The organism is Taibaiella soli (assembly GCF_003236175.1).
Lineage (GTDB): Bacteria > Bacteroidota > Bacteroidia > Chitinophagales > Chitinophagaceae > QKTW01.
Window position 1 is genome coordinate 33698 of record NZ_QKTW01000025.1, and the last position, 25545, is coordinate 59242.

At 42.6% G+C, this 25545-nt stretch carries 20 protein-coding genes; 10 read left to right on the forward strand and 10 right to left on the reverse strand.

Translation table 11 applies throughout. From position 1 onward, the window contains the following. Nucleotides 1–17: 17 nt before the first annotated feature. The 3 genes from DN068_RS18375 to DN068_RS18385 form a co-directional block, all read right to left on the reverse strand. Nucleotides 18–3080, reverse strand: coding sequence for a gliding motility-associated C-terminal domain-containing protein (locus DN068_RS18375; protein ID WP_111000408.1), 3063 nt, complete (start codon nt 3078–3080; stop codon nt 18–20). 331 nt (nt 3081–3411) lie between these two features. After that, on the reverse strand, nt 3412–4158 hold the full coding sequence (locus tag DN068_RS18380; protein ID WP_111000409.1) for a LytR/AlgR family response regulator transcription factor: 747 nt from the start codon (nt 4156–4158) through the stop codon (nt 3412–3414). Further along, nucleotides 4136–6790 carry a sensor histidine kinase gene (locus tag DN068_RS18385; RefSeq protein WP_165836450.1) on the reverse strand — a complete coding sequence of 885 codons (2655 nt, stop codon included), beginning with the start codon at nt 6788–6790 and terminating at the stop codon, nt 4136–4138. The genes DN068_RS18380 and DN068_RS18385 overlap by 23 nt, the downstream gene beginning before the upstream one ends. A 419-nt stretch (nt 6791–7209) precedes the next feature. On the opposite strand from DN068_RS18385, the gene DN068_RS18390 reads away from it, so the two are divergent. From DN068_RS18390 to DN068_RS18410, 5 genes are all read left to right on the forward strand, one after another. After that, nucleotides 7210–7782 carry a response regulator gene (locus DN068_RS18390; RefSeq protein WP_111000411.1) on the forward strand — a complete coding sequence of 191 codons (573 nt, stop codon included), beginning with the start codon at nt 7210–7212 and terminating at the stop codon, nt 7780–7782. A 314-nt stretch (nt 7783–8096) separates the two neighbouring features. Continuing rightward, nucleotides 8097–10226: a type VI secretion system Vgr family protein gene (locus DN068_RS18395; RefSeq protein WP_111000412.1), complete on the forward strand. Its 2130-nt coding sequence runs from the start codon at nt 8097–8099 to the stop codon at nt 10224–10226. A gap of 6 nt (nt 10227–10232) precedes the next feature. After that, nucleotides 10233–11255, forward strand: coding sequence for a hypothetical protein (locus DN068_RS18400; RefSeq protein WP_111000413.1), 1023 nt, complete (start codon nt 10233–10235; stop codon nt 11253–11255). A gap of 210 nt (nt 11256–11465) precedes the next feature. Beyond that, nucleotides 11466–13013: a polymorphic toxin type 15 domain-containing protein gene (locus tag DN068_RS18405; protein ID WP_111000414.1), complete on the forward strand. Its 1548-nt coding sequence runs from the start codon at nt 11466–11468 to the stop codon at nt 13011–13013. 9 nt (nt 13014–13022) lie between these two features. Next, nucleotides 13023–13571, forward strand: a complete 549-nt coding sequence (locus tag DN068_RS18410) for a T6SS immunity protein Tdi1 domain-containing protein (protein WP_111000415.1) — start codon at nt 13023–13025, stop codon at nt 13569–13571. Nucleotides 13572–13939: 368 nt separating this feature from the next. Here DN068_RS18410 and DN068_RS18415 read toward each other — a convergent pair whose 3' ends face one another. Together DN068_RS18415 and DN068_RS18420 are read right to left on the reverse strand one after the other, a co-directional pair. Further along, the gene (locus DN068_RS18415) at nt 13940–15181 is read right to left on the reverse strand and encodes a site-specific integrase (RefSeq protein WP_111000416.1); all 1242 of its coding nucleotides are present in this window, start codon (nt 15179–15181) and stop codon (nt 13940–13942) included. Between the two features lie 505 nt (nt 15182–15686). Beyond that, complete coding sequence (locus DN068_RS18420) at nt 15687–16874, reverse strand: site-specific integrase (protein WP_111000417.1); 1188 nt, start codon at nt 16872–16874, stop codon at nt 15687–15689. 201 nt (nt 16875–17075) lie between these two features. Here DN068_RS18420 and DN068_RS18425 point away from each other — a divergent pair, with 201 nt between their 5' ends. The 4 genes from DN068_RS18425 to DN068_RS18440 are packed head-to-tail and all read left to right on the forward strand — an operon-like array spanning nt 17076 to nt 20247. Then, the gene (locus tag DN068_RS18425; protein ID WP_111000418.1) at nt 17076–18068 is read left to right on the forward strand and encodes an SDR family oxidoreductase; all 993 of its coding nucleotides are present in this window, start codon (nt 17076–17078) and stop codon (nt 18066–18068) included. A gap of 42 nt (nt 18069–18110) precedes the next feature. Then, the gene (locus tag DN068_RS18430; RefSeq protein WP_111000419.1) at nt 18111–19280 is read left to right on the forward strand and encodes a DUF748 domain-containing protein; all 1170 of its coding nucleotides are present in this window, start codon (nt 18111–18113) and stop codon (nt 19278–19280) included. A gap of 52 nt (nt 19281–19332) precedes the next feature. Then, nucleotides 19333–19665 (forward strand): DUF6496 domain-containing protein, encoded by a 333-nt coding sequence (locus DN068_RS18435; protein ID WP_111000420.1) that lies wholly within the window; start codon nt 19333–19335, stop codon nt 19663–19665. Nucleotides 19666–19680: 15 nt separating this feature from the next. Further along, nucleotides 19681–20247: a DUF421 domain-containing protein gene (locus tag DN068_RS18440; RefSeq protein ID WP_111000421.1), complete on the forward strand. Its 567-nt coding sequence runs from the start codon at nt 19681–19683 to the stop codon at nt 20245–20247. 6 nt (nt 20248–20253) lie between these two features. On the opposite strand, the gene DN068_RS18445 is transcribed toward DN068_RS18440, so the two are convergent. The 3 genes from DN068_RS18445 to DN068_RS18455 are packed head-to-tail and all read right to left on the reverse strand — an operon-like array spanning nt 20254 to nt 22644. After that, nucleotides 20254–20781 (reverse strand): inorganic diphosphatase, encoded by a 528-nt coding sequence (locus DN068_RS18445; RefSeq protein WP_111000422.1) that lies wholly within the window; start codon nt 20779–20781, stop codon nt 20254–20256. A gap of 41 nt (nt 20782–20822) precedes the next feature. After that, the gene (locus DN068_RS18450) at nt 20823–22115 is read right to left on the reverse strand and encodes an NRAMP family divalent metal transporter (RefSeq protein ID WP_111000423.1); all 1293 of its coding nucleotides are present in this window, start codon (nt 22113–22115) and stop codon (nt 20823–20825) included. 40 nt (nt 22116–22155) lie between these two features. Next, nucleotides 22156–22644, reverse strand: coding sequence for a CinA family protein (locus tag DN068_RS18455; RefSeq protein ID WP_111000424.1), 489 nt, complete (start codon nt 22642–22644; stop codon nt 22156–22158). Between the two features lie 114 nt (nt 22645–22758). On the opposite strand from DN068_RS18455, the gene DN068_RS18460 reads away from it, so the two are divergent. Continuing rightward, entirely contained in the window at nt 22759–23316 is a 558-nt protein-coding gene (locus DN068_RS18460; protein WP_111000425.1) for a YciE/YciF ferroxidase family protein, read from the forward strand. A 314-nt stretch (nt 23317–23630) separates the two neighbouring features. Here the strand turns inward: DN068_RS18460 and DN068_RS18470 are convergent, their stop codons facing one another. Both DN068_RS18470 and DN068_RS18475 read right to left on the reverse strand, forming a co-directional pair. Continuing rightward, nucleotides 23631–24008, reverse strand: a complete 378-nt coding sequence (locus tag DN068_RS18470) for a response regulator (protein ID WP_111000427.1) — start codon at nt 24006–24008, stop codon at nt 23631–23633. Between the two features lie 211 nt (nt 24009–24219). Then, entirely contained in the window at nt 24220–25545 is a 1326-nt protein-coding gene (locus tag DN068_RS18475; protein WP_111000428.1) for a DUF2252 domain-containing protein, read from the reverse strand.

Below are 25545 nucleotides of genomic sequence, written 5' to 3' on the forward strand. Positions count from 1 at the left end.
AAAACAACAGTGGCGAATTATCGCACAAGCGTCACATCACCTTTATATACTTGTGACATACCATCTGGTGACGCTATCCTGATGATGTAATTGTATACACCGACTTCCTGGTCTTTACCATTCAGTTTACCATCCCAGCCTTTGTTCGTACCATCATCTTTGTATACTTCCATGCCCCAGCGATTAAATATGCGAAACTCCTGCACCTTGCGGAATGTGAGATTTACGATATGGAACACATCATTTCGGCCATCATTATTTGGTGTAAATGCATTCGGTATCATCAGCGGATCTGAATAATCGACACTTACTCTTACCGTATCATAACTCAGACAATTCGTGTTGCTATCCGTCATCCCGATCACATTGTAAAACATCGGCTCTACAGCGAGCACCACAGGGTTTGACAACAACGGATCGCTCAGATATTGCTGCGGCTGCCAGTAATATTTATCAGCGCCGGTGGCACGCAGCTGCACATACGTTCCATACTTCACAATGGTGTCTGAGGTCAGTATTTTCAATGGAGGATATGGTGTCGTTTTCACGTAAACACTAAATGTATCAAGACATCCATGATCTGTTGTTACCAGATAATACTGCGTGTGTCTCGACGGTTTCGCAATGGCGGTATCACAAGTGGCGCAGCTGAGTGAAATAGGTGTCGCGAAAGCATCCTGATACCACTGATATTGCGGCGCATTCCTTGCAATCAATTCCAGGGTTGTCCCCAGACAGATATTTGTGTCTGTCGTCAGCAATTCCGGAGCCGGCACATAAACATTGAGTGTATCAGATACCACACAGCCAAAGCGGTTGACAGTATGCACGTAGACATTATTCGAAGCAGAAATATAAGCCTCTGGCGATTTCACATTCCCACTTGGTTCATAAACCGCATGATCCCATTTATAGCTCCAGTCTTCAGATTCCGGCGCCTGGTAATATTCAAACTGCATTACCGGCAATTGATTCTGCGCTACCGGTGTTGTACCGACGCCACCATTGCAGATACTTCCTGTATTGCTGAAACTATATAATGTGGCCGCATAAGAGGTATTGGCGTAGTAGCAGTCGGCCATATTCACGTTGGCGGGATTACTGTAACAAATGTCTATGATAAGATTCTGCGTAGTGTCCCAGTTATAAAGTATCGGAAAATCGAAAGACACAAAACCGCCGGGAGCAGGAATGTTGACTGTTGCGGCGCTGTTATAAACAGGTATCATACCATTTTCAAAACCGTTGTTCTGACTCAGCTCACTTTGCGTAGTACACTTCAGCGCAATTTTTACATTGCTCACAGAAGAACCGATTCCCGAAAGATATTTAAAAGCAATTCCTTTGATCGTACCCGAAAACATACCGGCCTTCTTCATGTCTGATGCCTTCACCAGATACTGATGCCTGGCCGAAATCCTGTTCCCGATAATTGGTGACGCCAGCGAACCGTTATTATTTTGCTCAGGAACAAGATAGGGCTTAACCTCCACGTCCACTACCGGAGTTGTAGGAACGGACGGAGCGATGGTACAGGCCAGGTTTTTAAAAGGTTTCTGTCCCGTCACGTCAGCTTGCAATTGCAACATGCCGGGCCGGCACAACACAATAGAATCGCCTTGCGTAATGGTAATGGCCGTGCTGCGATCTACAGCTACAGAAACGGTATCAGTATTCGCACACCCAAGTACCGTGGTGGAACTTGCGTAGTAAACAGTGTTTACATCAGGCGTTGCAATCGGAGATGCGCAGGTAATACAGCTAAGTGTGGTGATAGCAGCATTGTTGCCCAGCACATGCCAGGTAATGTTGGCTGCCCCACTCGATGCCAATTGCACACTGGCACCGGGACATACTGACGCGCTCGCCTTTGTAACAGTAGCAGGCCGTACATTAATTGGTATGGTAAATGTCTGCGACATCAGAATACCCGGAGGCAGACAGGTGGAATCTTTAATCGTAATGGTGAGCGATTTTAAACCCGTATCATTGGTGTTAGGTGTCCATGAAAAACAACCTGTAATACTGCCGGTAGCCTGCCCCGTATAGGTTACGGTAGCGCCGGGAGTTGCAATCGCATGATTATCGCTTGCAACCAGCACGGGGTTAGCAGAAGTGGACGTAGCATTAAAACAGAACGAAATGGAACCATTGGCACAAGTCTGCAATACACCGGCATTATCCAGCGTAGCGCCCTGAATGGAACTGGTAATTGTAGCGAGTGTAGGTTGCACACTATTACATGAGATAACCTGTATCTGCATATCACGCACAATTGTTGCCAGCAGCAGACCATGCCTGTATTTTTTTACCTTAACAGCAAGCGCCCATGCACCTTGAATGGAAGGTGTAAAATTCATCTGACCACTTACCGGACTCATCACAAAAGTATTGCTGCTTGCAAATGGATTATTGGTAAGGTTGTATGGCGCATTCAATATAGAAGTGACATTACTGGCGTTGGCAGCGCATCCAGGTGCAGCACGTGGTGAAACCAGTTCGAAAGCCAGAGAATCGGAATTAGGATCTACCGCACCATTATTATAAGCATATGGTTGATTAATGCAAACATACGGCACCGGCAATACGGAGAATACCGGAGATGAATAGCCCTGATACGCAGTATTATCAAGCGTTGCGTCTACATAAAAATTTGGCTGACCTGTATAATTCAAAGCACCGTTGCGTGCACTGAGGTAGGTATAAAATGTCCAGTTGCTGCGCGCGGGCAATGTAAAGTTTGCGGTGTAAATATGTTCTCTGTAACCTGGCAACGCACTGGTGGTCTGCGTGCAGGTAGTAGGAAATCCCGGGCAACCCGGCGAGACCTCTGTGGGCGTGTTTGTGAGTGTAAGCTGAAAGCTGCCACTTCTTGTTCCGTCTGCGTTATAATAACAGATGGTCGTTGGCCCGCTGGTAAGTGTACTACTGCAATCGCGGTAAAAATGCAGTGTAAATTTGTAGGTTGAATCACTGACCCATTCGTAGGTAATTTCTCCACCGGCACAGTGACTGGCGCGGGCTGGCGAGATACCGAAGAACAGAACGGCAATCAGGGTGGCAAGTAAATAACGGCACATAGATCTTAATTATTGGTTTTTATTACAAACAATAGGTTTCCTTCATGGGCATTTGCTAAAAGCAGATACACATGCAGCTATCTTTCCAGAAATTGCTTTTGTATGTAACGGGTGATTATTCGATAGTGGGAAACACTTATCAGGGCCGTCGGTGTGGGTTTACTGTGGATACTGAAAATCTTCCGGGGTAGTGATAATTTCTACCACAACCGTAGATTACCGGTATGCTCAAATATAAAAAAGCGGGGGCAGCTTTTGATAGTCATTTAGAATCCGGCGCTATGTTCGGAAAAAAATGCAAAAAACGAATAGAATATGGATGCAGCACAAATCACCGGCTGAACTCGAGAAATGCGCGCAGCAATTCTTCTTTCTTTCGCCTCGAAACCTGTATCTGCGAATTATCAGACATCTCCAGCCATCCACCATCGTTGCGATAATAATTCACCACATGATTCAGATTAATCAGATGCGATTGATGCACACGGATAAAACAATCATTTTTAAGTTGCTCTTCTAATCTGCCGATTGTTATCGCACAAAGAATCTTGGTACCATTAGCCAGAAACAACTCACTGTAATTGTTGGTTGATTTTATATGTACGACCTCATCAATGTCTACGAATTTGATACCTCCTTCAAATGGTATCCGCATTTTTCTGCTTTTGGCTATCGCGGCTTGCGTAAAAGCTTGTGGCATCACTACACTACCAGCGTCTTTTCTCTTTTCATGAACCTTGCGTATCGCCACTTCAAGCTCTTCATGATCAATTGGCTTCAGCAGATAATCCATAGCCTGCTCCTTTAATGCCCGCAATGCATAATCGTCATAAGCCGTCACGAATATGATATCAAATTTCCGTTCAGGAAATTCATGCAGCAGCTCAAAACCAAGGCATCCCTGAAGCTCTACATCCATAAAGACGATATCAGGTTCTGTTTCGCGGATCAGCGCCGCTGCCGTTTCCGGTTCACCTGTGTTGCCTGCCACCTGCACACTACTGCAGTATTCCGCAAGCATCAGTTCTAGATTAAGCCTGCTTTTAGGCTCGTCGTCAACAATAATTGCCTTCATCATGTTTGTGTTTTTTTCGCTGAAACGCCAGCGGTACGGTAATAGTCACCAGCGTTCCAGTTGCGTTGCCCGAAGCATCGGTTTTATCCGTGATTTCCAGCGCAACACTGTTATGGTTTATTTTGTTCAGTACTTCCATTCTTTCAGCCGAAAGTCGCATTCCCCAGGATTTCCGGTATTCTCGCCCGGCATCTTTAGACTGGCCGGCAGCCGCTCGTCCCACACCATTGTCTTCAATGGTACACACCAGACGGTCTCCTTGCGCTTCAAAATGTATTTGCAATAAGCCAGCTTCTTTTTTGCCGAGCAAACCATGATTGATTGCATTTTCTACAAATGGCTGCGTCAGCATCGATGGAAAATAAGCTTGCTGTACCTCCGCAAATTTGTTGCTGGAAATAGTGTAGTTAAACCGATTTTCAAAACGCAGTTTCTCCAGCGCACAATACAAAGACAGCATCTCCATTTCGTGCTGCACCGTTGTAAATGGCTGCCGCGATGCATCCAGAAACATTCGCATAAGCCGCGAAACTTTCACCAGGTACTCATTTGCCCTTTTACGATCCATCACATTGATGTACATCTGAATCGAATTAAGCACATTGAATATGAAATGTGGATTCAATTGCGACTGCAATAATCGCAGCTCCATATCAGCGATTTGTCGCACCGTTTCTTCCCGCTTTTGTGTTTCCTTTTTTATGATCTGCACTCTCCGCATGGCAATAATAATTACAACACCGGCAAAGAATAATGCAGCCAGACCATAGAACCACCAGGTTTTCCAGAATGGAGGTCTGATAAAAAAACGGATCGTGTGCGGCAAGCCGCCATCTGTCTTTACTTCAAACTTATAACTGCCTGGAGCCAGCCCTGCAAAGTCTATCGTATTTTCTGTCGTTGTTCGCCAAAGCGTATCCGTCTGATCACTTAGCATCCGGTACCAATACCGCACATGCCCATTGCTGCTATAACAGATTCCCGAAAAACTTACAGAGATATCATCATCAAGATAACTCAGTGTATAACTGTCAGACACCGGATATTCATTATAGCGCACTTTTACTTTTGTAAAAAAAAGCGGTATCACCTGCTGCCGCGGCAAATCCGCAAAAACGCAGAGCCCTTCTGAGGTGGCTGCATATACGGTATCATTCTTTACGCACACATCATTCACCGTGTTTACAGCAAGACCAGAACCGGCAGTGTATGTGTAAATATTTTCAATCGCTATACTGTCGCCATATTGCTTGTAACGTATTTTACAAAGCCCTTTATAAGTGGCAATCCACGCATTTTCATGCAACTCGTCAATGTATATTTTACGAACGATATCACACGCCAGTCCATTATTTTCACTGATGCTCAAAATCCGGCCATTGGGTTGTATCACTGCGAGGCCATATGAATTACTGGCTACCCACAATGCGCCACCCGCTGTACCTGCAATACAAGAAATCACATTATGCAGTATTTTATCGTCCGTGTGATAAGTAGAACTTGTATCCTGCGCATCGTCAAGCATGTGCAATCCATCCAATGCGCCAAACCAGATACGCCCTTTCCGATCAATAAAAGTTGCCGTGATCCTTCGATTAAATTCAGTGATTACTTTCTGCCGGACATTATCCCATATTGTGAGTAATCCATGACCACCCAATGCGTAAATAGTACCGTCTGCTGATTCTGCAAATGATTTGGTAAGCGCGCCGATTTCTCCAGGCGGCAGACCAGGCCAGCGATGCAGATTGTAATAGTTCCGAGAGTCGGAGGTCAGCATACCTGCATCCGTAATTACCATCAGGCGATCATCATGGGAGCGATCAATACTTCTTACGCTGCAGTAAATATGTTTTTCAATATCGAGATTAATGTTACGCGCTACTTTACCATGCTCAATTACATCGATATAGCCTTTATCGTTACCCGCAAAAATGCGCCCATCACGATCTGCGTACACCGACAGAATATTATCTGAAGACAGCCCTGCAGCCGTATTGTATATGATACCTGAGCTTTTCAATTCACAGTACACCCCATCATGCCCCGATGCATACCATTTATTTCCCTGATGATCGCAACAAACATCATAGATACTGACGCCTGTAAGTAAACTATCCCGCAGCACGCTATCCTGCGAAAAAATATAGATCCCGTTTTCCGTAGCATAATACAATTCATCCGCTACAACGCGGATATGATAAACATTAAACGTCTGATGTATCGGCTGGATTTTGGGAACATGTTTATGCCTGCCCCAGAAGCTCAGTGGCGTGTGCGTTTTTATGGCGGTATCATTCTTATCTGAAATTATTCTCTGCCGGCGGGAATCGTAATACGAGACTACTTTATTAAAAGCACCCAGCCATATTCTGTTCTGGCTGTCTACACGCATGTACAATATTTCATTATCCGGCAAACCATCTCGTACAGTAAAATTGGTAAAACTCTGACCGTCAAACCGCGATAAACCAGCATCTGTAGCAAACCACATAAAACCATTCAAATCTTCGACCGCCTGATAGACAGTCGTTGACGGCAAACCGTTGGACGGAAGGAACTGCATTATTTTATGGTAACGACCAAAACACGGAACCGCAATCAGCGACAACAACACAAAAAATATCCTCTTCAAGGGCATGCGGAAAATTTGATAGCATTGATACAGACAGGTAAACGAAATTCAGTCGTGAAGAATATGTAAAATGTTTGAATCAAATACCAGTACTATTTAAGTTTCCTGCCTTGAAAAAATGCAAGACTTGAGAAAAAAATTAACGATAAAACAATCCCCCAACATTGTTACTACTCATCAAGAGTAGGGTTTGGATAAGCGCTAAGTTATAACAAACCCTTGACAGATGCGAGTTCCAAAGACCGCCTTCGATGGTGACCGTTAATTTTTACAGTTTTAGTTTTCATTGCTCTTGGTGGTGATTGGATTAAATATAAAGAAGCGTGCTACCCAACCAAATAATATTTAGAATTCGGCCGCAAATGAAAACTATCGAATCAATTTAGCCTAGAATTCGGAAAGTATCATTACCGAGGTGTATGCAAAAAATAACTTGTAAACTGTCACCTGCGCGCTGTGGTATCGCATATTCAGCGAAAAAGCAATTTACTCTTCTCCCAAAAGGGAAATATCTGTTTTTCCTTTACATGCTCCGAAGAAGCATACCGGCAAGAAAACGGAATAAATATTACCCATCACATTTATACAAACTCGATTCTAGGTCAAAAAACATCGATACTGCGCCGCGCAATTCTCCTCGCATTTTTACAACTAAACGACGACAAACCAACCAGTCTGTAAAATCCAACCAACAAAAAGCTACCTATCCTTACAATATGCCCAATGTATTATTGATAGAAGACGATGAGCGTATAACATCATTAATTGTCCGAAGCCTGCAAGAGCAGGAGTTTACGGTAATGCAGGCTTTTGACGGTGTCATGGGTAAAAAATTAGCAATTGCCAACAATTACGACATCATCATATCAGATATTATTTTGCCGCAACTGAATGGCCTTGACCTCTGCAAAGAATCCCCGATGTCTGCTATTCCTAAGCTCTGCGTATGCAGGGCTTTTTTATTAATAGTACCATTTGTTTGCAGCGTATAAAATTTTGTACCGGATTTATGATCGTTTCTAAGCTTAAAATAGCAGTGTCCCATTCCGAGTAACCCGGAGAAAGAAATATTTTCAACTTTTTTTCATTTTTTTTTATTAGAACATTACGCATAGTAATATAATTTTTTTTGAGGCCATTATGGCCTTATTTGAAGTATGCCTTTGGTTTGTTTTCCTGTTTGAATACAGCGTGGCAAATGGTTTTAGCTCTTTTATGTGTGCGCTTTGGATGTGGTTTCTATTTAATTTCCGGGCTCAATCCCCCCGTTGAGAGTCTGATTTTTAGATAGAAAAACTCTTTAAAAATGGCAACACTTGCAAACGAGGGAAAACCCAATACAGATACCGGCGCTTTGGAGAAAGCGGCATTGAAACAGGCCGAAGAGCTGGTGATAAACAAATTAGAGCAAAAAGTCGGCGCGGAGTTTCAGAAAATCGCCGGAACGGCACAACAAGCAGCGGCCGTTCCTCAATTCGCCGAGCAATTCGTGGATCCTGATCAGCTCATTACCAGAGACAATCAACCGGTAATACCGGGTTTTGAAGTTAACAAGCCTTCGTTGGATGCAGCGATAGAAGAGCCTGTCTATGCTACTCCAAAGAAAAAAATTGATTGGGAAAACAATGATAACGTTGCAGCCTATACTTGTGCTGATATTTTTGTTGGAAGCTATACCATCAAATCTTTCGAGTCTTTTCAGCTGTCGCAGAGCGTAACCGCGCACCATACTTTTGAGCTCGTTATTGGTCACGACGCACTGCTTTCACAAGATGGCAGCCGGGTTGTCGACGATCAATGGTTAAGTAATGCCTGCAAGCTGATGGGCGAAAAAATCAGCATTGGTTTTTACTATCACATCTGGCCCGATCAAAAGCGATGGTTTGAAGGTATTGTAACGAATGTTAGTTATCGCCGCTGTACCTATGGCTTTGGTGAAATCGTCATCTCGGGCGGCAGTCCTACATTGCTATTGGACGCAGCACCACATACGCAAAGTTTTACGGGCAATACAGTACAAAGCATCGCTACCGAAATTTTAAATCAGGCGGGACTAGACACAAAAGGAGTAAAGTCGCGCTTCGGAAGGCCGTTGCCCTATTCTTGCCAGTACAACGAAACCCACTACAACTATCTCGCAAGGCTGGCCGCGGGCTATGGTGACTGGTTTTGGTACGATGGTGTGGATTTGTACTTTGGTAAGCCGGAATTTTTCAAGCCGGATGTAAAACTGGTGCTGGGCCGCGATGTGTATGAAATGGAAGCCGGCATGAATGCGCGTCACACCCAAACGGAGCATTATGGGTATAATAGTTCAGATCATGAAGCACTGCGACACGATACATTTGAAATAACAGGCGTAGACTATTTCGGCGAAAAAGCACTTACTACCAGCGAGCAGATGTTCAAAACGCCGACACGACAAGTGGCACCGGTCCGCGCTATCGATGCCAAAGAAGTCACAGCTTCGCAAAAAAGTATGGCTACCGCAAAGGCCACAGAACTGTTTAATATCAAAGGTCGCAGTACCAATCCATATTTATTTCCCGGCTGTGTAGTGATTTTAGAAATCCGCGATGTCAGCACCAACAAGAAGACGCATTACGCCACGTTGATCATCACCGAGCTAAGACAGATCTTGAGTTACGACGGCAGCTATGATTGTGAGTTCGTCGGTATCCCACAGAAAACGGAGAATCTGCCGTTCCATCAATTCACGATGCCGATAGCAGAGCCACAACTGGCCACTGTCACCGATAACAAAGACAGTCAGGGCCGTGTAAAAGTGCAGTTCCCATGGCAGGAAGATCCTACGGATTTTATCAGAGTACTCAGCCCCGACGCGGGTAGCAGTGATAAAGTTGGCACTAACAGAGGATTTGTATCCATTCCCGAAATCGGCGATCAGGTTTTAGTTGGCTTCATGCACAATAACCCCGACAGGCCATTTGTAATGGGCGGCATGTTTCATGGAAAAATAGGCGGCGGCGGTGGTGAAGGTAATAATGTGAAGAGCTTGACGAGTAAAAGTGGCCATACGGTTAGGTTGGATGACGGTGGCGGGATATTAGTGAAGGATAAAAATGGGAATGAAGTACATGTAGATGGGGCGGGAAATATTACTGCTACATCGTCTGCAACTAATGAGAGTATTGTTGGTGCTACCAAAGGCAATCCTAACGGCGTTGCCAAAATAAAAATGGACAGTGGAGGAAATATTACAGTGGAAGGAAATACAGGCATAACATTTAAAACCGGCGAAAGCTCTATTACAATGCTTAGCACAGGAGTCATCATGGTTAAAGGAAAAATAATTGGTGTAGCGGGGGAAAATATAGGAGTAAGCGGTACTAAATCAATTGTAATTACTTCACCGGATAACAACCTGACAGGTAAAAGCACAAAGCTCAATGGTGGCGACGTTTTTATAAACTAACACACAATGGCACTTCAAATAAAAATACACCAACCGTTCACGGAACAATACACACTACTGATAGATGCAGATACCAAAGCGGTGAATGCACAATTGACCTCTCGTTCGTTAATACGCTGGGATGTAAATTTCATAAACGTAGCAGCAGATCAGATAGAAATGCGCCTGCTTTTAACAGACCATATACTGCTACAGGCAAACAATCCTTTAATAAAGGAAGTGGCTGCACTTACTAAAGCCATGGGGCGTATGTACAGCGAATTACATTTATTTATAGACCACAATGGCATTATAAAAGAGGTGCTGAACATGGATATTATACTAAGCAAATGGGAACAGGCTAAAAAGGAAATGTCGAAAGTAGCTGATGCTAATCCTGACATAAAAAAGGTGATATTGCTTAATGATAGTATTTTCTACAATGCAGACAATTTGAAAGCAGGTATTCAGAAGAGCGAATTCTTTTTGGTTTACTTCAACAAGTTGTACAATCAAGTGTTTCCCTGCGTTAGCCCGAAATATATAAAACCCAATCCCTTTACCACAGCCAATTTACAATGGGAGACTTTTGTGCGTCAGGAACAGGTACAGAATGGTGTTCTGGTGCTGGAAGTACAAAGTACACCCGATATACCTACAGATTTTAATAAACTTGCTTATAGCCAGTTTGCGGACAAAATCGACATTCAAAAATTGAAGCCTGTTATTATAGAACGAGGTAGGTACATTATTGACCATAAGACGGGACGGCTTATCGAAGCTATATTAGGTACGCAGGAAACAGCGGATAAGGAGCAGCTTTACACGCGCCTTACCTATACGCTTATGTCGGAAGCGATATATAGGCAAGAGCTTTCCCAAAACGAAATATCCGACGCTTGGGTCATAAATCAAGAACCAATTGCTCCTGCCTTTTCAAAGTCTATGACCCATGCAGAATATTCTATCTGGCTTTATGAGCGAGATGTAGCAAGAAGGAAATTAAAAGAAGCAGAAAAAAAGAACAAGCCTAAAAAATGGTGGCAATAATACGCTTAAAAAAAACACGGCATACACTTACTGTCAAACGGACTGTAATAGCTGATACAAACAAAACATTAAGCATACGTTATACCCGGTCTTGCGAAAATAGAGCTTATGTCAATAACTACTACTTTATAATACAGTTCATATTGTATGGAAGCACACTGCGTACCAGATGTATGAAAAGAACACAAATCCTGAAGAAAATGCAATAGTATGGGTGCTAAATATGTAACCGAAAAAGACTTCTGGATGTGCAGCTGTGGTGCCGTGCCTGCACAATTACAAGGTACCCGAAAGAGCAATAAGAAAGAAAGTGGCGCCGTGTTTATCACCATTCAAGATACCGCTACTTCAAGCTGGATAGACTTCGGCTGTACCAAAAATATGCTGACGGATGCACTGATAGGTGCGATAGTAGCAGTTGTTGTAGTTGTTGCCATCGTGGGCACCGGAGGAGTTGCTGCCATTGGTATTATGGGCATGATGGCAATAGGAGCAGCAGCCGGCCTAACTGCAGGTGTGATATCTGCCGTAGAGGGAGCACTCACCTGCGGACAGAAAAATGCTACGCAGCGAACCTGGAGCAAAAGCAAAGAAAGTGTAATTGCCACGGGGGCTACTTCCATTACAAGTGATTGCACAATGACCTGCAAAATTGGTGGAACTATAGCTTTTGCGCCGAATGTGAAAAACTGGATGGATGCAGTATCGCTTGGATGCATGAACTACCTTACCCAACTGGCAGGCTGTGCTATGGCAGGCGCCGCGGTAGGTGCCGGCGGATTCCTGGGAAGTGGTTTGGCCGCAGGAACACTATCAGTTACAGCACCCACATTGGGGAGCGTCCTTACTAATGTTGCTGGCAGTTTTACAGGGATATGGGGAACAAGCAGGGTATTTTTCGGGCTTGATGCATTAGCCAATGCAGATGCTATGGGAAAAGTAAAGAACGACGAAGATAGTGATGCTGTTTTTTTTGATGGCGCTGTACCGGAAGTAGGTATGTTAAAACGCATATTTACGGGAAAGGCTCATCCTTCTGACTACATGGTTTTGTTATATTTGCTGAACGTAAAAGTAAAAGAACCAACAACCGTTAGCGAACCTGTGCCGGAAGAAGAAAATAATGGCAACAGTAACAATGAAGAAGATGGTAATATCGATAGTGAGGAAGAACAGGCACCGGAATCTGTAGCTGAGCCGGAGCCAAATGAAACACCAAGCGGTGAAGGAGAGTTTGAAGCGTACGAGGGTGCACAACGCTTAAAACTCATAGAAGCTGATCCTCCGTTCAGACCAGGAGAAAGCCATGATGTAGCAGAATTTGAAAGACAAATTCAAGGCCAACAGGATGGTATGAATGATTTGACAGTTGATGAGTTTTTGAGAAATAGAGATGAGTATTTGGCAAATGGCAGAAGTACTGAAAGCGCAAATGCACAGGATGCATTCCGGAAACAACAAATAAGAGCTATGGCGGAAGAATATCGGAATAATGATCCTAGCCTAAGTAGAAAAGATGCACTCAGTAGAGCAAAGGATTATTATAGTGATCAAGCCGCTTTGCATGATCCAGATCAGATTGCGGGTGGTCATGGTGATAGAGTTACAGGAATGGGAGATTCAAGAGTAAATTCATCAATTGGTTCCCAATGGAAAACCAGAATAGAGAGTATTGATGCCCAAGTTAGAGAACAAGCTCAAAACATGACACCTGAGCAAATGAGAAGCACAAAACTAAACATACATTTATATCCATAAAGTTGATTTATGAATAGCAGTTTAAAAATAGATGATTTTAATAGAACAGAAGACGTAACAAGTGAAGTCTTAATCAAATATTCTAGTCGTCTGCCTACCCAAATTGTAGATATATGGAAACACTATGGTTTTGGAACATTTTTAGATGGTTATCTTAAGGTTGTTAATCCAGATGTTTACCAAGATTTTTTAAAGAATAGTTTTGAACTTTGGGATTCAACTTGCATTACGCTATTCGCCACATCAATGGCAGATTTAATTGTTTTGAAAAATGGTTATTTGTATTTTTTAAATTTCCGGTATAAAAAATTTGATGTTATAGCAAAGGATATTAAATTTTTTTTTATAGATATTCAAGACGAGGAATTTTTAGACGAAGAATTAGAATGGAATCCATATGCAAAGGCCAAGGAAAAATTAGGTGTTCCTGCTTTTAGCGAATGTTTTGGGTATGAACCAATATTAGCTGCTGGAGGAAGTGAAAAAATTGAAAAGTTAAAAAAAGTTAAATTGATTGAACATATTAATCTGATAGTACAGTTTACAGGTAAAATCTAATATGAAAAGAGACGATCACTTATTAGTCGGGTTGCAGCTTTGATGATATAGGTAAGAAGGTTTGCCCCCATGCTGGCGCGAGAATGAGGCGATGGAAAGTGCGTTGGCTTCTCGTGCCTTGCAAACTCGGGTTGTGTGAAACAAGATGTTCCCCAACTAGTCCAAGTATGTATAACTAGAATTTCTGGCGCAAGGATAAGTAGTTGAGCTGGTGTGTCGGCTCCTTGTGCCTTGCGTGTCGGCAGGTTAAAAGCTAAAAAGATGTGTCGAATCAATTCTGTTTCGACACGTCTTACATGTACAATTGCAATTAACCTTTTTGTTCTTTTACAACAACATTGCCGTACTCTTACTGCATTAGTGAGCTCTCATGCTGTTTTTGTACCCGGCGTCGCAATTGCTTGCATCTTCTCTTTCAACAGCTTCATATCATCCCCCACTTTTCTGTCTACTATCTTAGCATAGTGCTGCGTGGTACGGAGGTTTTTATGTCCAAGCATTTTACTCACGCTTTCGATAGGCACACCGTTGGTAAGTGTAACCGTTGTAGCAAATGTGTGACGTGCGATGTGAAAAGTCAATTCCTTTTTGATGCCACATATGTCGGCTATCTCCTTTAAATAGCTGTTCATTTTTTGATTGCTCAATACAGGCAGCAGCTTTCCTTCATTCAAACATTGCGGATGTTGTTTGTATTTCTCAAGTATCATTTCTGCCATCGGCAACAAAGGAATGTTAGAACGCGTATCCGTTTTTTGTCGGCTAGTCAATATCCATCGCTCGCCATCTATACCAATACCGATATTGCCACGTGTAAGTTTCTTAACATCGATATAGGCTAAACCCGTGAAGCAACTAAACAGGAATATGTCTTTTACTTGATTGAGCCGTTCGGTAGGGAATTCTTTGTCGGCAATGGCTTGTATTTCCTCCTGTACCAAGAAAGCGCGCTCTACCTCCTTTACTTTGGCTCTATAGCCCGCAAACGGGTTTCTATCCATCCAGCCGTTTGCAAGGCAAATGCGAATGATCTTGCCGAAGTTTTTAATGTACTTGACTGCAGTATTGTTGTTGCACTTGCGAACACTACGGAGGTAAAACTCGTACTCGGTCACAAAAGCATGATCTATTTTATCGATGTCAATATCGGAAACGCTGTATTTCCATTTCAGGAAATCGATGGTATGCTTGAGGGATGTTTTGTAACGTTCTAATGTGCCTGGAGAAAACTCGTCGCCAAGCAGGGCTTCTATTTTGTTGTTGTGGTCTTGAAAAATGGGCACGAGCATCCGTGCTTTTTCTTCGGTGCCGAACAGTTTGCCGCGTAATGTTTCTATGGTGACAGAGACTTTGTCTTTTAATAGCTCATGCTGTGCCGCAAGTATTTGCTGCTCAAATGTCTTTAAATATGCGTTGATGGCTTTTACCGCTTCCGTATTGCCCGTTGCTTTCTGCGCTTGCGGACTCCAATTGGTGGGTATAACGTACCGCTTAGTGGATAGTTCTGTAATCTTCCCATCTATGGTAATACGCAGATAGATGGGCGCGGTGCCGTCAGCAATTGCTTTTGCCTTCTTTACATAAAAGAGTAAACTAAAGGTCTTGTTCATGTGTGGTGACTTTAACAAGGATGACAAATCTATTTACTTGCACGACTGCAAACAAGATGTTCAAAAGCTGAACCGCTTGCCTGTAGGCACTTTCGGCGATTTCCAGTGACCTGTTTTGGTGTTTTTAAAACTGGTCACTGAATGGGTCACTGAAAGAATAAGACTTGATGAACTTGTTTGTAGGGTCACCAAAAACAAAAACGCTGTAAATCATACGATTTACAGCGTTATTGCTTGTTTTGCATTTCTGCTGGCGGAGAGAGAGGCTCCACTCTCATCTCCTACAAAGCGCTACCAGTAAGGGTTTCAAGATGCAATTCCAAAAGACTACACGAAAGACTCACTGGCACAAATATCTTCTAAATAACTGTTTTCAAATCTCACTCATAAAGGTAAGAATTTCATTGATATTAACTCACTGAAAATTCAAGATTGCTCCTACATCCTAACCAAACATCTTATGTCATTTGATTAAACAATGAGTTCTATTCAACGCATAACATCTTTAGAATTTCTCATAAAGTGGTAACATGTCCCGCCCTACTTTAGTATCCATCAACTTTGCATAATGTTCTGTCGTCGCAATGCTTTTATGCCCTAACATTTTGGAAACACTTTCAATAGGCACGTTATTGTTTAAAGTCACAGTAGTGGCGAATGTGTGTCTGGCAACATGAAACGTCAACCTCTTCTTTATTCCACAGATATCAGCAATTTCTTTTAAATACCCATTCATTTTCTGATTGCTTAGCACAGGTAGCAATTTAGCTTGACCGCTATATTTATCAATTATACGTAATGCCGGCTGCAGCAGTGGAACGTTTACCATCGAACGTGTTTTGGTTCGAACAAACGATAGCCATTTTTGACTGTCCACCCCTATCACAATATTTTCAATCGTCAATTTTGCAACATCCGCGTATGCTAATCCAGTAAAGCAAGAAAACAAAAAGATATCTTTAACTTGATTGAGGCGATCGATCACAAATATCTTTGCAATGATTGCCCGCAACTCCTGCTCATCCAAACATACCGGATAAACAGTTTTTATTTTTGCCTTATAAAGAACAAATGGGTCGCTATCTATCCATCCGTTGGCCAGGCAAATCCGAATTATCTTTCTAAAATTTTTAAGATACTTAACCGTCGTATTATTGGAACATTTCCGAACGGTACGTAAATACAAATCATAATCAGCAATAAATTCCGGATCAATTTGTTTTACGTCAATATCTGAAGACCCGTATTTCCACTTGACGAATTCGACCGTATGAGATAAACTGGTTTTATATCGTTCCAGCGTGCCGGCAGCATATTGAACAGGCACCAATGCTGCTATTCGTCTATTATGCTTTTGAAATATTCCTACGAGCATTTTAGGTTCATCATCGATTCCCTTTAACCTATTTTTGACTTTAAGTGCCGTAATAACCTCTCCCCTGCGCACTAAGCTTTCATACGCTTCATACACCTTGCCCTCTATAAGATTTAAATACTTGTTTATCTCCTTTGCGACTTTATTAACCGCCTCAATTCGCCCCTGTGATTTAATCCATAAATAGCGGCTGACTTTTCTATCGAGCGACATTTCTGCTCTTTTACCGGAAACTGTGATTCGCAAATAAATTGGTACAGTTTCCATATTGCGTATATCTCTTTTCAAAAAAAAGAGATGATGAAAATTGGCTAACATTTTGAAGACTTTTAGGATACATTAAACCACAATTCAATAATGCACCGGCCAAGTAGTTTAAATAAAAATGCACGAATAAAAATTCTGTATTAAGGTACAGTTATAAGTTACACTCATTTGCTTTCTATGATGTGTACACTTTTGGAAGTAATGCGTTTATTGACGGCACATTTTTTTTGCCCCTTTCATAAACTCTTCATTATGGAAAAAGCAACACACTATAAAAATGAGGCGACTGCAACGGCCAAAAAACATCGAAAGATTCAAAAGCAGGCAATTGCAGCTGATAAAGAACACCCTGTAAGAAAACATAAACACGCCATGCAAGCAGGAGCACGTAAATATCCTGAACCACCTATGCCGGGAGAACCGCTACCAAAACCCGGTGAAGAAGGAAACATGTCTATGCAACCTATGTGCGATGCTCCCTACTATAAAGGTTCGGAAAAACTAAAAGGCAAAACAGCCATTATAACCGGTGGTGATTCGGGAATCGGCCGCTCGGTGGCGATTTTATTTGCAAGGGAAGGCGCCAATATCTGTATCGTATACCTTGATGAACATGAAGACGCTGCAACGACCCAACAATTGGTAGAACAAGAAGGCCAACAATGCATCGTATTATCGGGAGATGTTGCCGACAGATCATTTTGTCTGTATGCGGTGAGTGAAACAGTGAAGCATTTCGGGCAGTTGGATATTCTCGTCAACAATGCAGCGTTTCAACAGCATGTGCCACGGTTCGAAGATATTACCGAAGAACATTTTGATTGTACGTTGAAAACAAATCTGTATGGATATTTCCATATGGCACAAGCAGCCATCGAGCATATGAAACCGGGAAGTGCCATCATTAATACAGGCTCTGTCACCGGTCTTATGGGCAATAAAAACATCATCGACTATGCACTTACCAAAGGCGGCATCCATGCATTCACGCGTTCACTGGGTACTCATTTGATAGACAAGGGGATAAGGGTAAATGCTGTGGCACCCGGTCCTGTTTGGACGCCGCTCAATCCTGCCGACAAGAAGCCTGAAGACATTGAACAGTTTGGCGCTAAAACACCGATGAAACGCGCGGCGCAGCCGGAAGAAATTGCGCCTGCTTATGTTTTTTTGGCTTCGCCTCAATGCTCGGGATTTATTACAGGGGAAGTGCTACCTATCATTGGCGGCTACAGTGGCGGATAGTAAAGAAAGCTGTGGCGGCATATTTTTTTTGCGTCTGTTATTATGGCTCGAAAGATGAAACGGGGTTATACCATTGCTTTGATCGTTGTTGTGCTGCTGATTGTCTTTCGGCTGCTGTTGCCGACCATCGTGTTGCACTATGCCAACAACAAACTAAGTCACATGCACGGTTATTACGGGCATGTGCGTGATATTGATATTTCGCTCTACCGAGGTGCCTACCAGATCAAAGATATTTATATCAATAAGATGGATAGTACCACCGGCAAACAGACCGAGTTTTTCAAGGCTGTCAAAATCGATCTGTCAATAGAATGGCATGCGCTTTTCAATCGACGCCTGGTAGGTGAACTGATTTTTTTTCAACCCACTGTTATTTTCACAAAAGACAAAGTAGAAGTAAAACACGTCGTGGCAGACAAAGATGATTTCAGAAAAATACTGCGTGACTTCATGCCGTTGAAAGTGAATCGTTTTGAGGTAAACGACGGCTCCATTCATTACAAAGACCCGAATGCGACACCCGCCGTAGATATCTTTTTACACAAAACTTTCGTGCTCGCCCATAACCTGAGTAATGCTACACGCGACCGGACAAAATTGCCGGCCGATATGGAAGCAAGCGCCGAAGTCTACAGTGGTACACTGAAGATGAACATGAAACTAAATCCGCTCGCCAATGATGCTGCCTTCGATTTGAACCTCACCATGACGGGCGCCAACCTCGTTGCATTAAACGATTTCTTTAAAGCTTACGGCAATTTCGACGTGAGTAAAGGGACCTTAGGTCTGTACACCGAATTTGCCGCCGAAAACGGCAAGTATAAAGGCTATGTCAAGCCGATTATCAAAGACTTGAAAGTTTATGGCCCGCAAGACCGCAGCAAAAGTTTTTTACAACAGGCCTGGGAAGTCATTATCGGCACTGCAGCTAAAGTTTTAACCAATCAGCGCAAAGATCAAATAGCCACCAAAGTAGAGATTGAAGGTCGGTTCCATGAGGAACACACCGATGTACTGGAAGCTATCTTTCAACTCCTGCGCAATGCTTTTATTCAGGCGCTCATGCCAAGTATTGACAATGAAATCAATTTACAATCAGTTGAAACGAAACAGCCCGAAGACAAGAGAAATTTTCTGCAAAGGCTTTTCGGTAAAAAGCACAAGGATAAGCAAAAGGATAAAGACGACTCACCGAACAAAAAACAATAAGCCGCGCCGGCATCATTTTTCTATCACATGATTATCACTAATCCCATTTACTATGGCAACTAAATATTCAAAAGGCGCTTCCGATAAAGTGGAAAAAGCCATGCACGAAAAAAAGGAAGGCACGCTTAAAAGCGGACGCTCCGGTAAAAAGGTAACAAGCCGTAAACAAGCAATTGCCATCGGACTCTCCGAAGCCCGCGAGGAAGGAAAAAAAGTCCCAAAGAAGACCGCTTCAAAAAAAACGGCCTCAAAAAAATCAGCAACGAAAAAAAGTACTTCCAAGAAGGCCGCGAGCAAGAAAAGTACTGCGTCCAAATCATCACATACCAAAAAGTCGGCCTCAAAAAAAACAGCCACAAAAAAGTCAACCGCAAAACGCTCGTAAGAGCACACTATCACTATGAATAGGATGCATGCTACCCGCGTGCATCCTTATTTCATTGATCGTTTCAATATACAAAATACACTTGCTATGCATTTACTAAATGACATCTTCGGCACAGGCAAAGAGCTTACAACTTTACAAATGTGTAGCAGAGGTATTATTGTGTTCATTGTGTCCTGGTTGTTGATACGTTTGTCGGGACGAAGATCTTTTGGACTCGGCACACCGCTCGATAATATCATAGTAATTCTCTTAGGCACTTTACTGGGTCGCGCTGTGGTCGGCGCCTCCCCATTTATCCCGATTATTGCGGTGAGTACTTTAATTGTATTACTGCATCGCCTTGCCGCAATGTTGATGGTGCGTAGTGAAAAATTCGCTCGCTTATTTGAAGGACGCAAAATCGTATTGTTTCAAAGCGGACGTTTTCAAAAAGAGAATATGGACAAAGGACTGGTATGCAAAGAAGACGTAATGCAAGGTGTACGCAAGTCCGCACTCACAAATGATTTAAATGATATAGACAAAGTGTACATGGAACGTAACGGGGAGATCAGCCCCATCAAAAAGCAAAAAGATTAAGGCCTTCTATTTTGGGTTGTTTCCAACTGTCCCTTTCGCAATAATTTTTTCTGCAGCTTTAATCCCTGCCCAACGCAGCGGCTTAAAAACTCTTCCTTCTGCTTTATTGTAATCGATAAAAAAACGTTCTATTTCCGCTACCATCGACTCGCTGAGTTCCTTGATCTTAGTAACGCTCCTGTAAATAACCGAGCAATCAGCCACCGCAACCAACCGATCATTGCGTATGGCCTTTTCTCCTTTTTCCTGTTGCCGTGCTTCCAGTACGCCAAGCAATCGACAAGGTATTATACAACCGGGATACACCGGACCTTCCAGGATCACCAATACATCCAATGGATCTCCGTCCTCTCCTTTTGTTCCTGGAATAAAACCAAAGTCAAAAGGAAACATCATGCCCAACGGTAACGTTTTTTTCAAACAAAAAACATCCCGATCCGGGTCATACGCATACTTATTTTGTGAACACTTAGGTGTTTCTATTAAAACGTTGGTAAGGTCTTTATCGTATGGATTAATCTTTGAAACATTCATTGTGATTTGTTTTAAAACAAGCGATAACAGAAAGCATCCCGTTACCCTCCCGTAGATTGAAAATAAATCAGCGCTATTGCAGAAACTGTCATCAATAATAGTGTTAAGGCGCCCAATACATTTGAAATCACTTTGTTCGTCCGCCTTTCCATGATTTTTTTATTATTGCTGATGTGCAGGATAACGGCAATCATAACGGGCGCCGTTATACCGTACAGAATAGCAGTATACACCAGGGCTTTCATCGGAGATAGCCCGATAAAATTGATACAAAGCCCTACGATCAGCGACAGAATAATGCAGGCATAAAAACTAGGTGCTCGCGAGAATGTCTTGTCCAAACCCATTTTCCAACCAAAGGTTTCGCTGATAATATAAGAGAGTGAGCCGCAAAGGATAGGAATGGCCAAAAAGCCCGTACCGATGATGCCAACGGCAAACAATGCATAGGATAATTTGCCGGCCAGCGGCTCCAATGCTTTGGCTGCTTGTTCTACCGTATCGATCTTTGTGATATGGCCGTGTAACACTGCACCCGTTGTGAGGATAATAAAAAACATAACCAAATTGGAGGCGAACATACCTGCTCCAACATCTTGTTTAATATCGCTGAGTACCCGTTTATTTACCACAATCTGTTGCTTACTGTGCTGCTTATCTTCTGCTTCCATCGTTGCTTGCCAGAAAAACAAATACGGCGAAATAGTAGTGCCTAAGATCGCCACTAACATTTCCAGGTAATCTTTGCTCCATGTTACATGAGGGATAAACGTATAAACCGCGACCTTATGCCAATCAGGATGCAATAAAAAGGGCACTGCGATGTACAGTAGCATGCAAAGACAAAGCCATTTGAGGATGTTTGCAATTTTTTGATACGGGAAACGGACGATCACTACAATGAGTATGATTGTCATTGCTATAGAAAACAACCAGGCCGGAATACCGGGTAGCAGCAAGTGGCTGACCTCTCCCATACCTGCAATATCGGATCCTATATTCAACACGGTTGCCGGAATACTGAACAGCAACATTATATAAAGGATGCTTTTGGGATAATGCTCTTTGAGCGTATGTGTTAAGCCACGCGAAGTCACGAAACCGATGCGGGCGCACATCTCTTGAATGGCGGCCATTAAAGGAAAAGTAACCAGTGCTGTCCACAAGGTTGCAAAGCCGAACAATGTACCGGCCTGGGAATAGGTAGCAATACCGGAAGGATCATCATCCCCCGCACCGGTAATCAACCCCGGTCCCAATATTTGAAAAAAACGTCTAAATCCTTTTTTCTTTTCAGGTGCTTGTTTTTGTGGCTTCCTTGCAGGTGGTTTCATAAAAAAACTGATCAAAAAAATATGCCAATGGTTACCACGATTAAACTTGAATTTGCAATCTTTCGGAAAGAATTTTCAAAACTGCATCAGTGTAAAACAATTGAACTTGCAATGCTTCGGCTTGCTTGGCTTCCAGTTTCCCTGCATCTATTATAATACCATGAAAGGCTATTGCGTAATAAGCGAAAAGTGCTTCTATGCCCTTTTCAGGCACTGACGCCGCATAGCCCGTAATCCCAATCCCATAATCGCTTAAGAATCGTCCGGCAACTGCCAATGCCAAAACACTTGCCACTTCCTCAGATACACAATTACAAGCAAGAGCCTTTATGGGGTCAACACCGAGTTGCTTTGCTTTCTGTCCCAAATTATACACAGTAAGGCCTCCCTGATAAAAACAAGCAGCGTTATCTGCGAGTGAAAAAGCTGCTTGCAAATGTCCTGATGTTACACTTTCCGCCACCGATATCGTTTGGCCTGCTTGTATCAATTTGTCTTTAATCTTGTTAATTTCTGTGAGCGGATACATGTACTAAATTTTTTCTAGTAGGAGACATGAAAATTTCATGCCTCCCAAAAACAGAGGCACAATTTTTTATTGCTATTCCAATACTCAATTTTATCACCTTAGAACATACGCACTATGACAACAGCAACAAAAAAATCGGCAAGTACCAAAACCTCGGTATCATCTCAAAGTCGTGATAACGGTGCTTTGGAAAAATTATTCATCGATGAAATCAAGGACATTTATTGGGCAGAAAAAAAATTGGTAAAGACGCTTCCCAAAATGCAAAAGGCTGCGACGACTGAAGCGTTACAGACAGCTATCGGCAACCATCTGGAACAAACCAAAGAGCACGTAACCAGACTTGAACAAGTATTTGATATACTCGGCAAGAAAGCCACTGCAAAAAAATGTGATGCCATGGAGGGACTTACTACGGAAGGGGAAGGTATTATCGAAGATACCGAAGACGGCACCCTGACACGTGATGTGGGTATTATCATGGCCGCGCAAAAAGTAGAACACTATGAAATCGCCACATACGGTTCACTGCGTCAACTCGCCTTGGTACTGGGTTACGAAGATGCCGCCGAAATTTTTGAAACTACCCTCAACGAAGAAAAAGAGGCGGATGAAACATTGACCTCCATTGCCGAAAATGACATCAACTATCAAGCAGAAACAGATGATTAAACGAACCACTCATTATGCGATGCGGTTTTCATTTGAAAAGAAATTTATCCGGAAAGAAAAAGTCTTCCAATCGTGTTTTGATTTGAGATAAGATCTCGGTTAGATGTATGGGCACCGGTTCAAGCGGTGTCCATCTTTTATCTCGGCGTTCTACCAATAAAATGAATTCTTTACATGCAGCGCGTCTCTTTATTTCAAGTGCTATCAAGCTACGGAGCGACTGAAAGTCAAAAATCAAGTTGACGGAGCAATTGTTATCTACTGTTTTCGAAAGAAGGTTTATGATCATAATAAAGAGTTCAAAAGTGATCGATTCATGCAAACATCTTCAAATAATGATCCAACATATTTTTGAATGCTTCGACCGAAGAAGGTTTGGCGATACAGGCTAATGCACCTGCAGCTTTTCCTTCATCTTGCAATCGCGGCGACATGCCTGTCGAAACTAAAATCATGGGGATTGATTTCACCAACAGTTTTTTCAATGCAGCGATGCATTCAATGCCGTTCATTTTCGGCATATTGTAATCAACAAAAATGATGTCCGGCGCAGCCTGAACAATGCCTGACAAAGCTTCCTGCCCGCCGGGCGCGAGCGTAGCTACATATTCCGTCCCTAAAGCCTTAAGAGCGCCCAAATAAAAAACAAATTCATCTGCATCATCATCTACAAAAAGTATGTGTTTAATCATAGTTATGGTTTAGTATGCAAAATGGAATCCTTAGTATCCAAAAGGTCCACTTTTAGAAGGGAAGGGTGCAAATCGTAACGTGGTTCAGGAGTAAAATTAAGGGTATAAAGGAGCTGCGATTCAAATTACCTGATTCAGTCGAGATAATGAAGATAGTCAATTTAGAGCAATAGCTTATTAAATAAAGTTTAATGTATTCAACGCACCCATTTCATTTTTGTTCCGCAGCATTTTTATTATTCTTCAAAACAGTTTGCATGTGTTTTTCAATTTGTCCGATGTCGCCTTTGAGCGGTCCTAACATGGATATGTTGGGACTCAATTTCCCGAAACGTGTCAATGCATGTTTAGCTGACCTTTCCCGGAGAAAATCGCTAAAATGCCTTTTGATTTCTTCCAAATACTGTTTTGCGTATTTCACGAGCTCTTCCTCCCAAACCTCCTCCGACGCAAACGCTTTCAATTCATCGGCAATAGCGGACCCGGATTGACCGGAACTTCTAAGCTGAGTGGAAGCCGTCAACATACCCATCGTATCTATCACACTCACCATATCTTTATAACGTTGGAGCAAACCGAAATTGAGGTTGTCTTTCGTTGGCTGCATTTCCTGCATGATAAAAGATTTGCCCTTAAATATCGTAACGCTTAAAAGTGCAGGACAACGATTTTGCATTTTTCGCTGAATAGTTATAACTCGCTCTGCCTCGCTTTCCCAAACCGGCTGTTCAATTTGTATGTATGGTTCAAGCGAAGAAGGCGCAGCTTCTTTCATGTCCAGTAAGATGTATTTGTGGCCTACCGCATTGGAGCTTTTCAACAAGAACGCATAACGCTCCAATCCAACACTTCCGGTACCTGCCAACCGAAAAACAACATCGATTACCTCGTAATTGTATGGACTCCGCTCATCCATCTTTAACCAGTCGGTAATATGCTCCATTAATTGTTTCTTAAAAGCCTTTTTGATTTTAAAATGTTTGGGATTGTCAACAAGCATTTGCACTTTTTTCCTTTTAAGTATGGCCCGTTTGATCAAAATATTTTTTTGTTTACGACAACTTACCTTTCCCAGGAATTCACAGATAATCCCTTTAGCCGTGGATGCTTCTACATAATCCGGCTTACACTTACGCAGCGTTTCTTTATAAGACTTGAGAAAGAGCCGCGCCATGTTGTCTGCTTTTTCATCTTCTATGCCCAAAGAAGTAAATCCAACATAAATACTTGTCAGTGCACGAAGTAATTCCCAATAAACCGGAGCAAGCACCGCTTCGTCGAAATCATTCAAATCGAAATATACTTGCTCATTGTCTCCGGTGAAACTTCCTAAATTTTCCAGGTGCAGATCGCCGGATATCCAGACTTTCGGCGATTTGAAGAATTCAGGGTGCAAAGCCAGGTCTTGATAGAAAAGATGGCAGGTACCGCGATAAAATCGAAACAAGTTTTGTTCCATCAAGCAGTATTTGAGTTCTACCATTTTGGGAAGACGGTTCTTATTAAACGCTATGATGCGTTCCATTATGCTGTCCAT

What these genes read in the sequence shown, in the direction of transcription:
- DN068_RS18375 (WP_111000408.1), bottom strand. Translation starts at nt 3,080, where the DNA reads ATGTGCCGTTATTTACTTGCCACCCTGATTGCCGTTCTGTTCTTCGGT.
- DN068_RS18470 (WP_111000427.1), bottom strand. Translation starts at nt 24,008, where the DNA reads ATGATTAAACACATACTTTTTGTAGATGATGATGCAGATGAATTTGTT.
- DN068_RS18395 (WP_111000412.1), top strand. Translation starts at nt 8,097, where the DNA reads ATGGCAACACTTGCAAACGAGGGAAAACCCAATACAGATACCGGCGCT.
- DN068_RS18380 (WP_111000409.1), bottom strand. Translation starts at nt 4,158, where the DNA reads ATGATGAAGGCAATTATTGTTGACGACGAGCCTAAAAGCAGGCTTAAT.
- DN068_RS18400 (WP_111000413.1), top strand. Translation starts at nt 10,233, where the DNA reads ATGGCACTTCAAATAAAAATACACCAACCGTTCACGGAACAATACACA.
- DN068_RS18410 (WP_111000415.1), top strand. Translation starts at nt 13,023, where the DNA reads ATGAATAGCAGTTTAAAAATAGATGATTTTAATAGAACAGAAGACGTA.
- DN068_RS18450 (WP_111000423.1), bottom strand. Translation starts at nt 22,115, where the DNA reads ATGAAACCACCTGCAAGGAAGCCACAAAAACAAGCACCTGAAAAGAAA.
- DN068_RS18445 (WP_111000422.1), bottom strand. Translation starts at nt 20,781, where the DNA reads ATGAATGTTTCAAAGATTAATCCATACGATAAAGACCTTACCAACGTT.
- DN068_RS18455 (WP_111000424.1), bottom strand. Translation starts at nt 22,644, where the DNA reads ATGTATCCGCTCACAGAAATTAACAAGATTAAAGACAAATTGATACAA.
- DN068_RS18425 (WP_111000418.1), top strand. Translation starts at nt 17,076, where the DNA reads ATGGAAAAAGCAACACACTATAAAAATGAGGCGACTGCAACGGCCAAA.
- DN068_RS18440 (WP_111000421.1), top strand. Translation starts at nt 19,681, where the DNA reads ATGAATAGGATGCATGCTACCCGCGTGCATCCTTATTTCATTGATCGT.
- DN068_RS18405 (WP_111000414.1), top strand. Translation starts at nt 11,466, where the DNA reads ATGGGTGCTAAATATGTAACCGAAAAAGACTTCTGGATGTGCAGCTGT.
- DN068_RS18430 (WP_111000419.1), top strand. Translation starts at nt 18,111, where the DNA reads ATGGCTCGAAAGATGAAACGGGGTTATACCATTGCTTTGATCGTTGTT.
- DN068_RS18390 (WP_111000411.1), top strand. Translation starts at nt 7,210, where the DNA reads ATGCAAAAAATAACTTGTAAACTGTCACCTGCGCGCTGTGGTATCGCA.
- DN068_RS18415 (WP_111000416.1), bottom strand. Translation starts at nt 15,181, where the DNA reads ATGAACAAGACCTTTAGTTTACTCTTTTATGTAAAGAAGGCAAAAGCA.
- DN068_RS18475 (WP_111000428.1), bottom strand. Translation starts at nt 25,545, where the DNA reads ATGGACAGCATAATGGAACGCATCATAGCGTTTAATAAGAACCGTCTT.
- DN068_RS18460 (WP_111000425.1), top strand. Translation starts at nt 22,759, where the DNA reads ATGACAACAGCAACAAAAAAATCGGCAAGTACCAAAACCTCGGTATCA.
- DN068_RS18420 (WP_111000417.1), bottom strand. Translation starts at nt 16,874, where the DNA reads ATGTTAGCCAATTTTCATCATCTCTTTTTTTTGAAAAGAGATATACGC.
- DN068_RS18435 (WP_111000420.1), top strand. Translation starts at nt 19,333, where the DNA reads ATGGCAACTAAATATTCAAAAGGCGCTTCCGATAAAGTGGAAAAAGCC.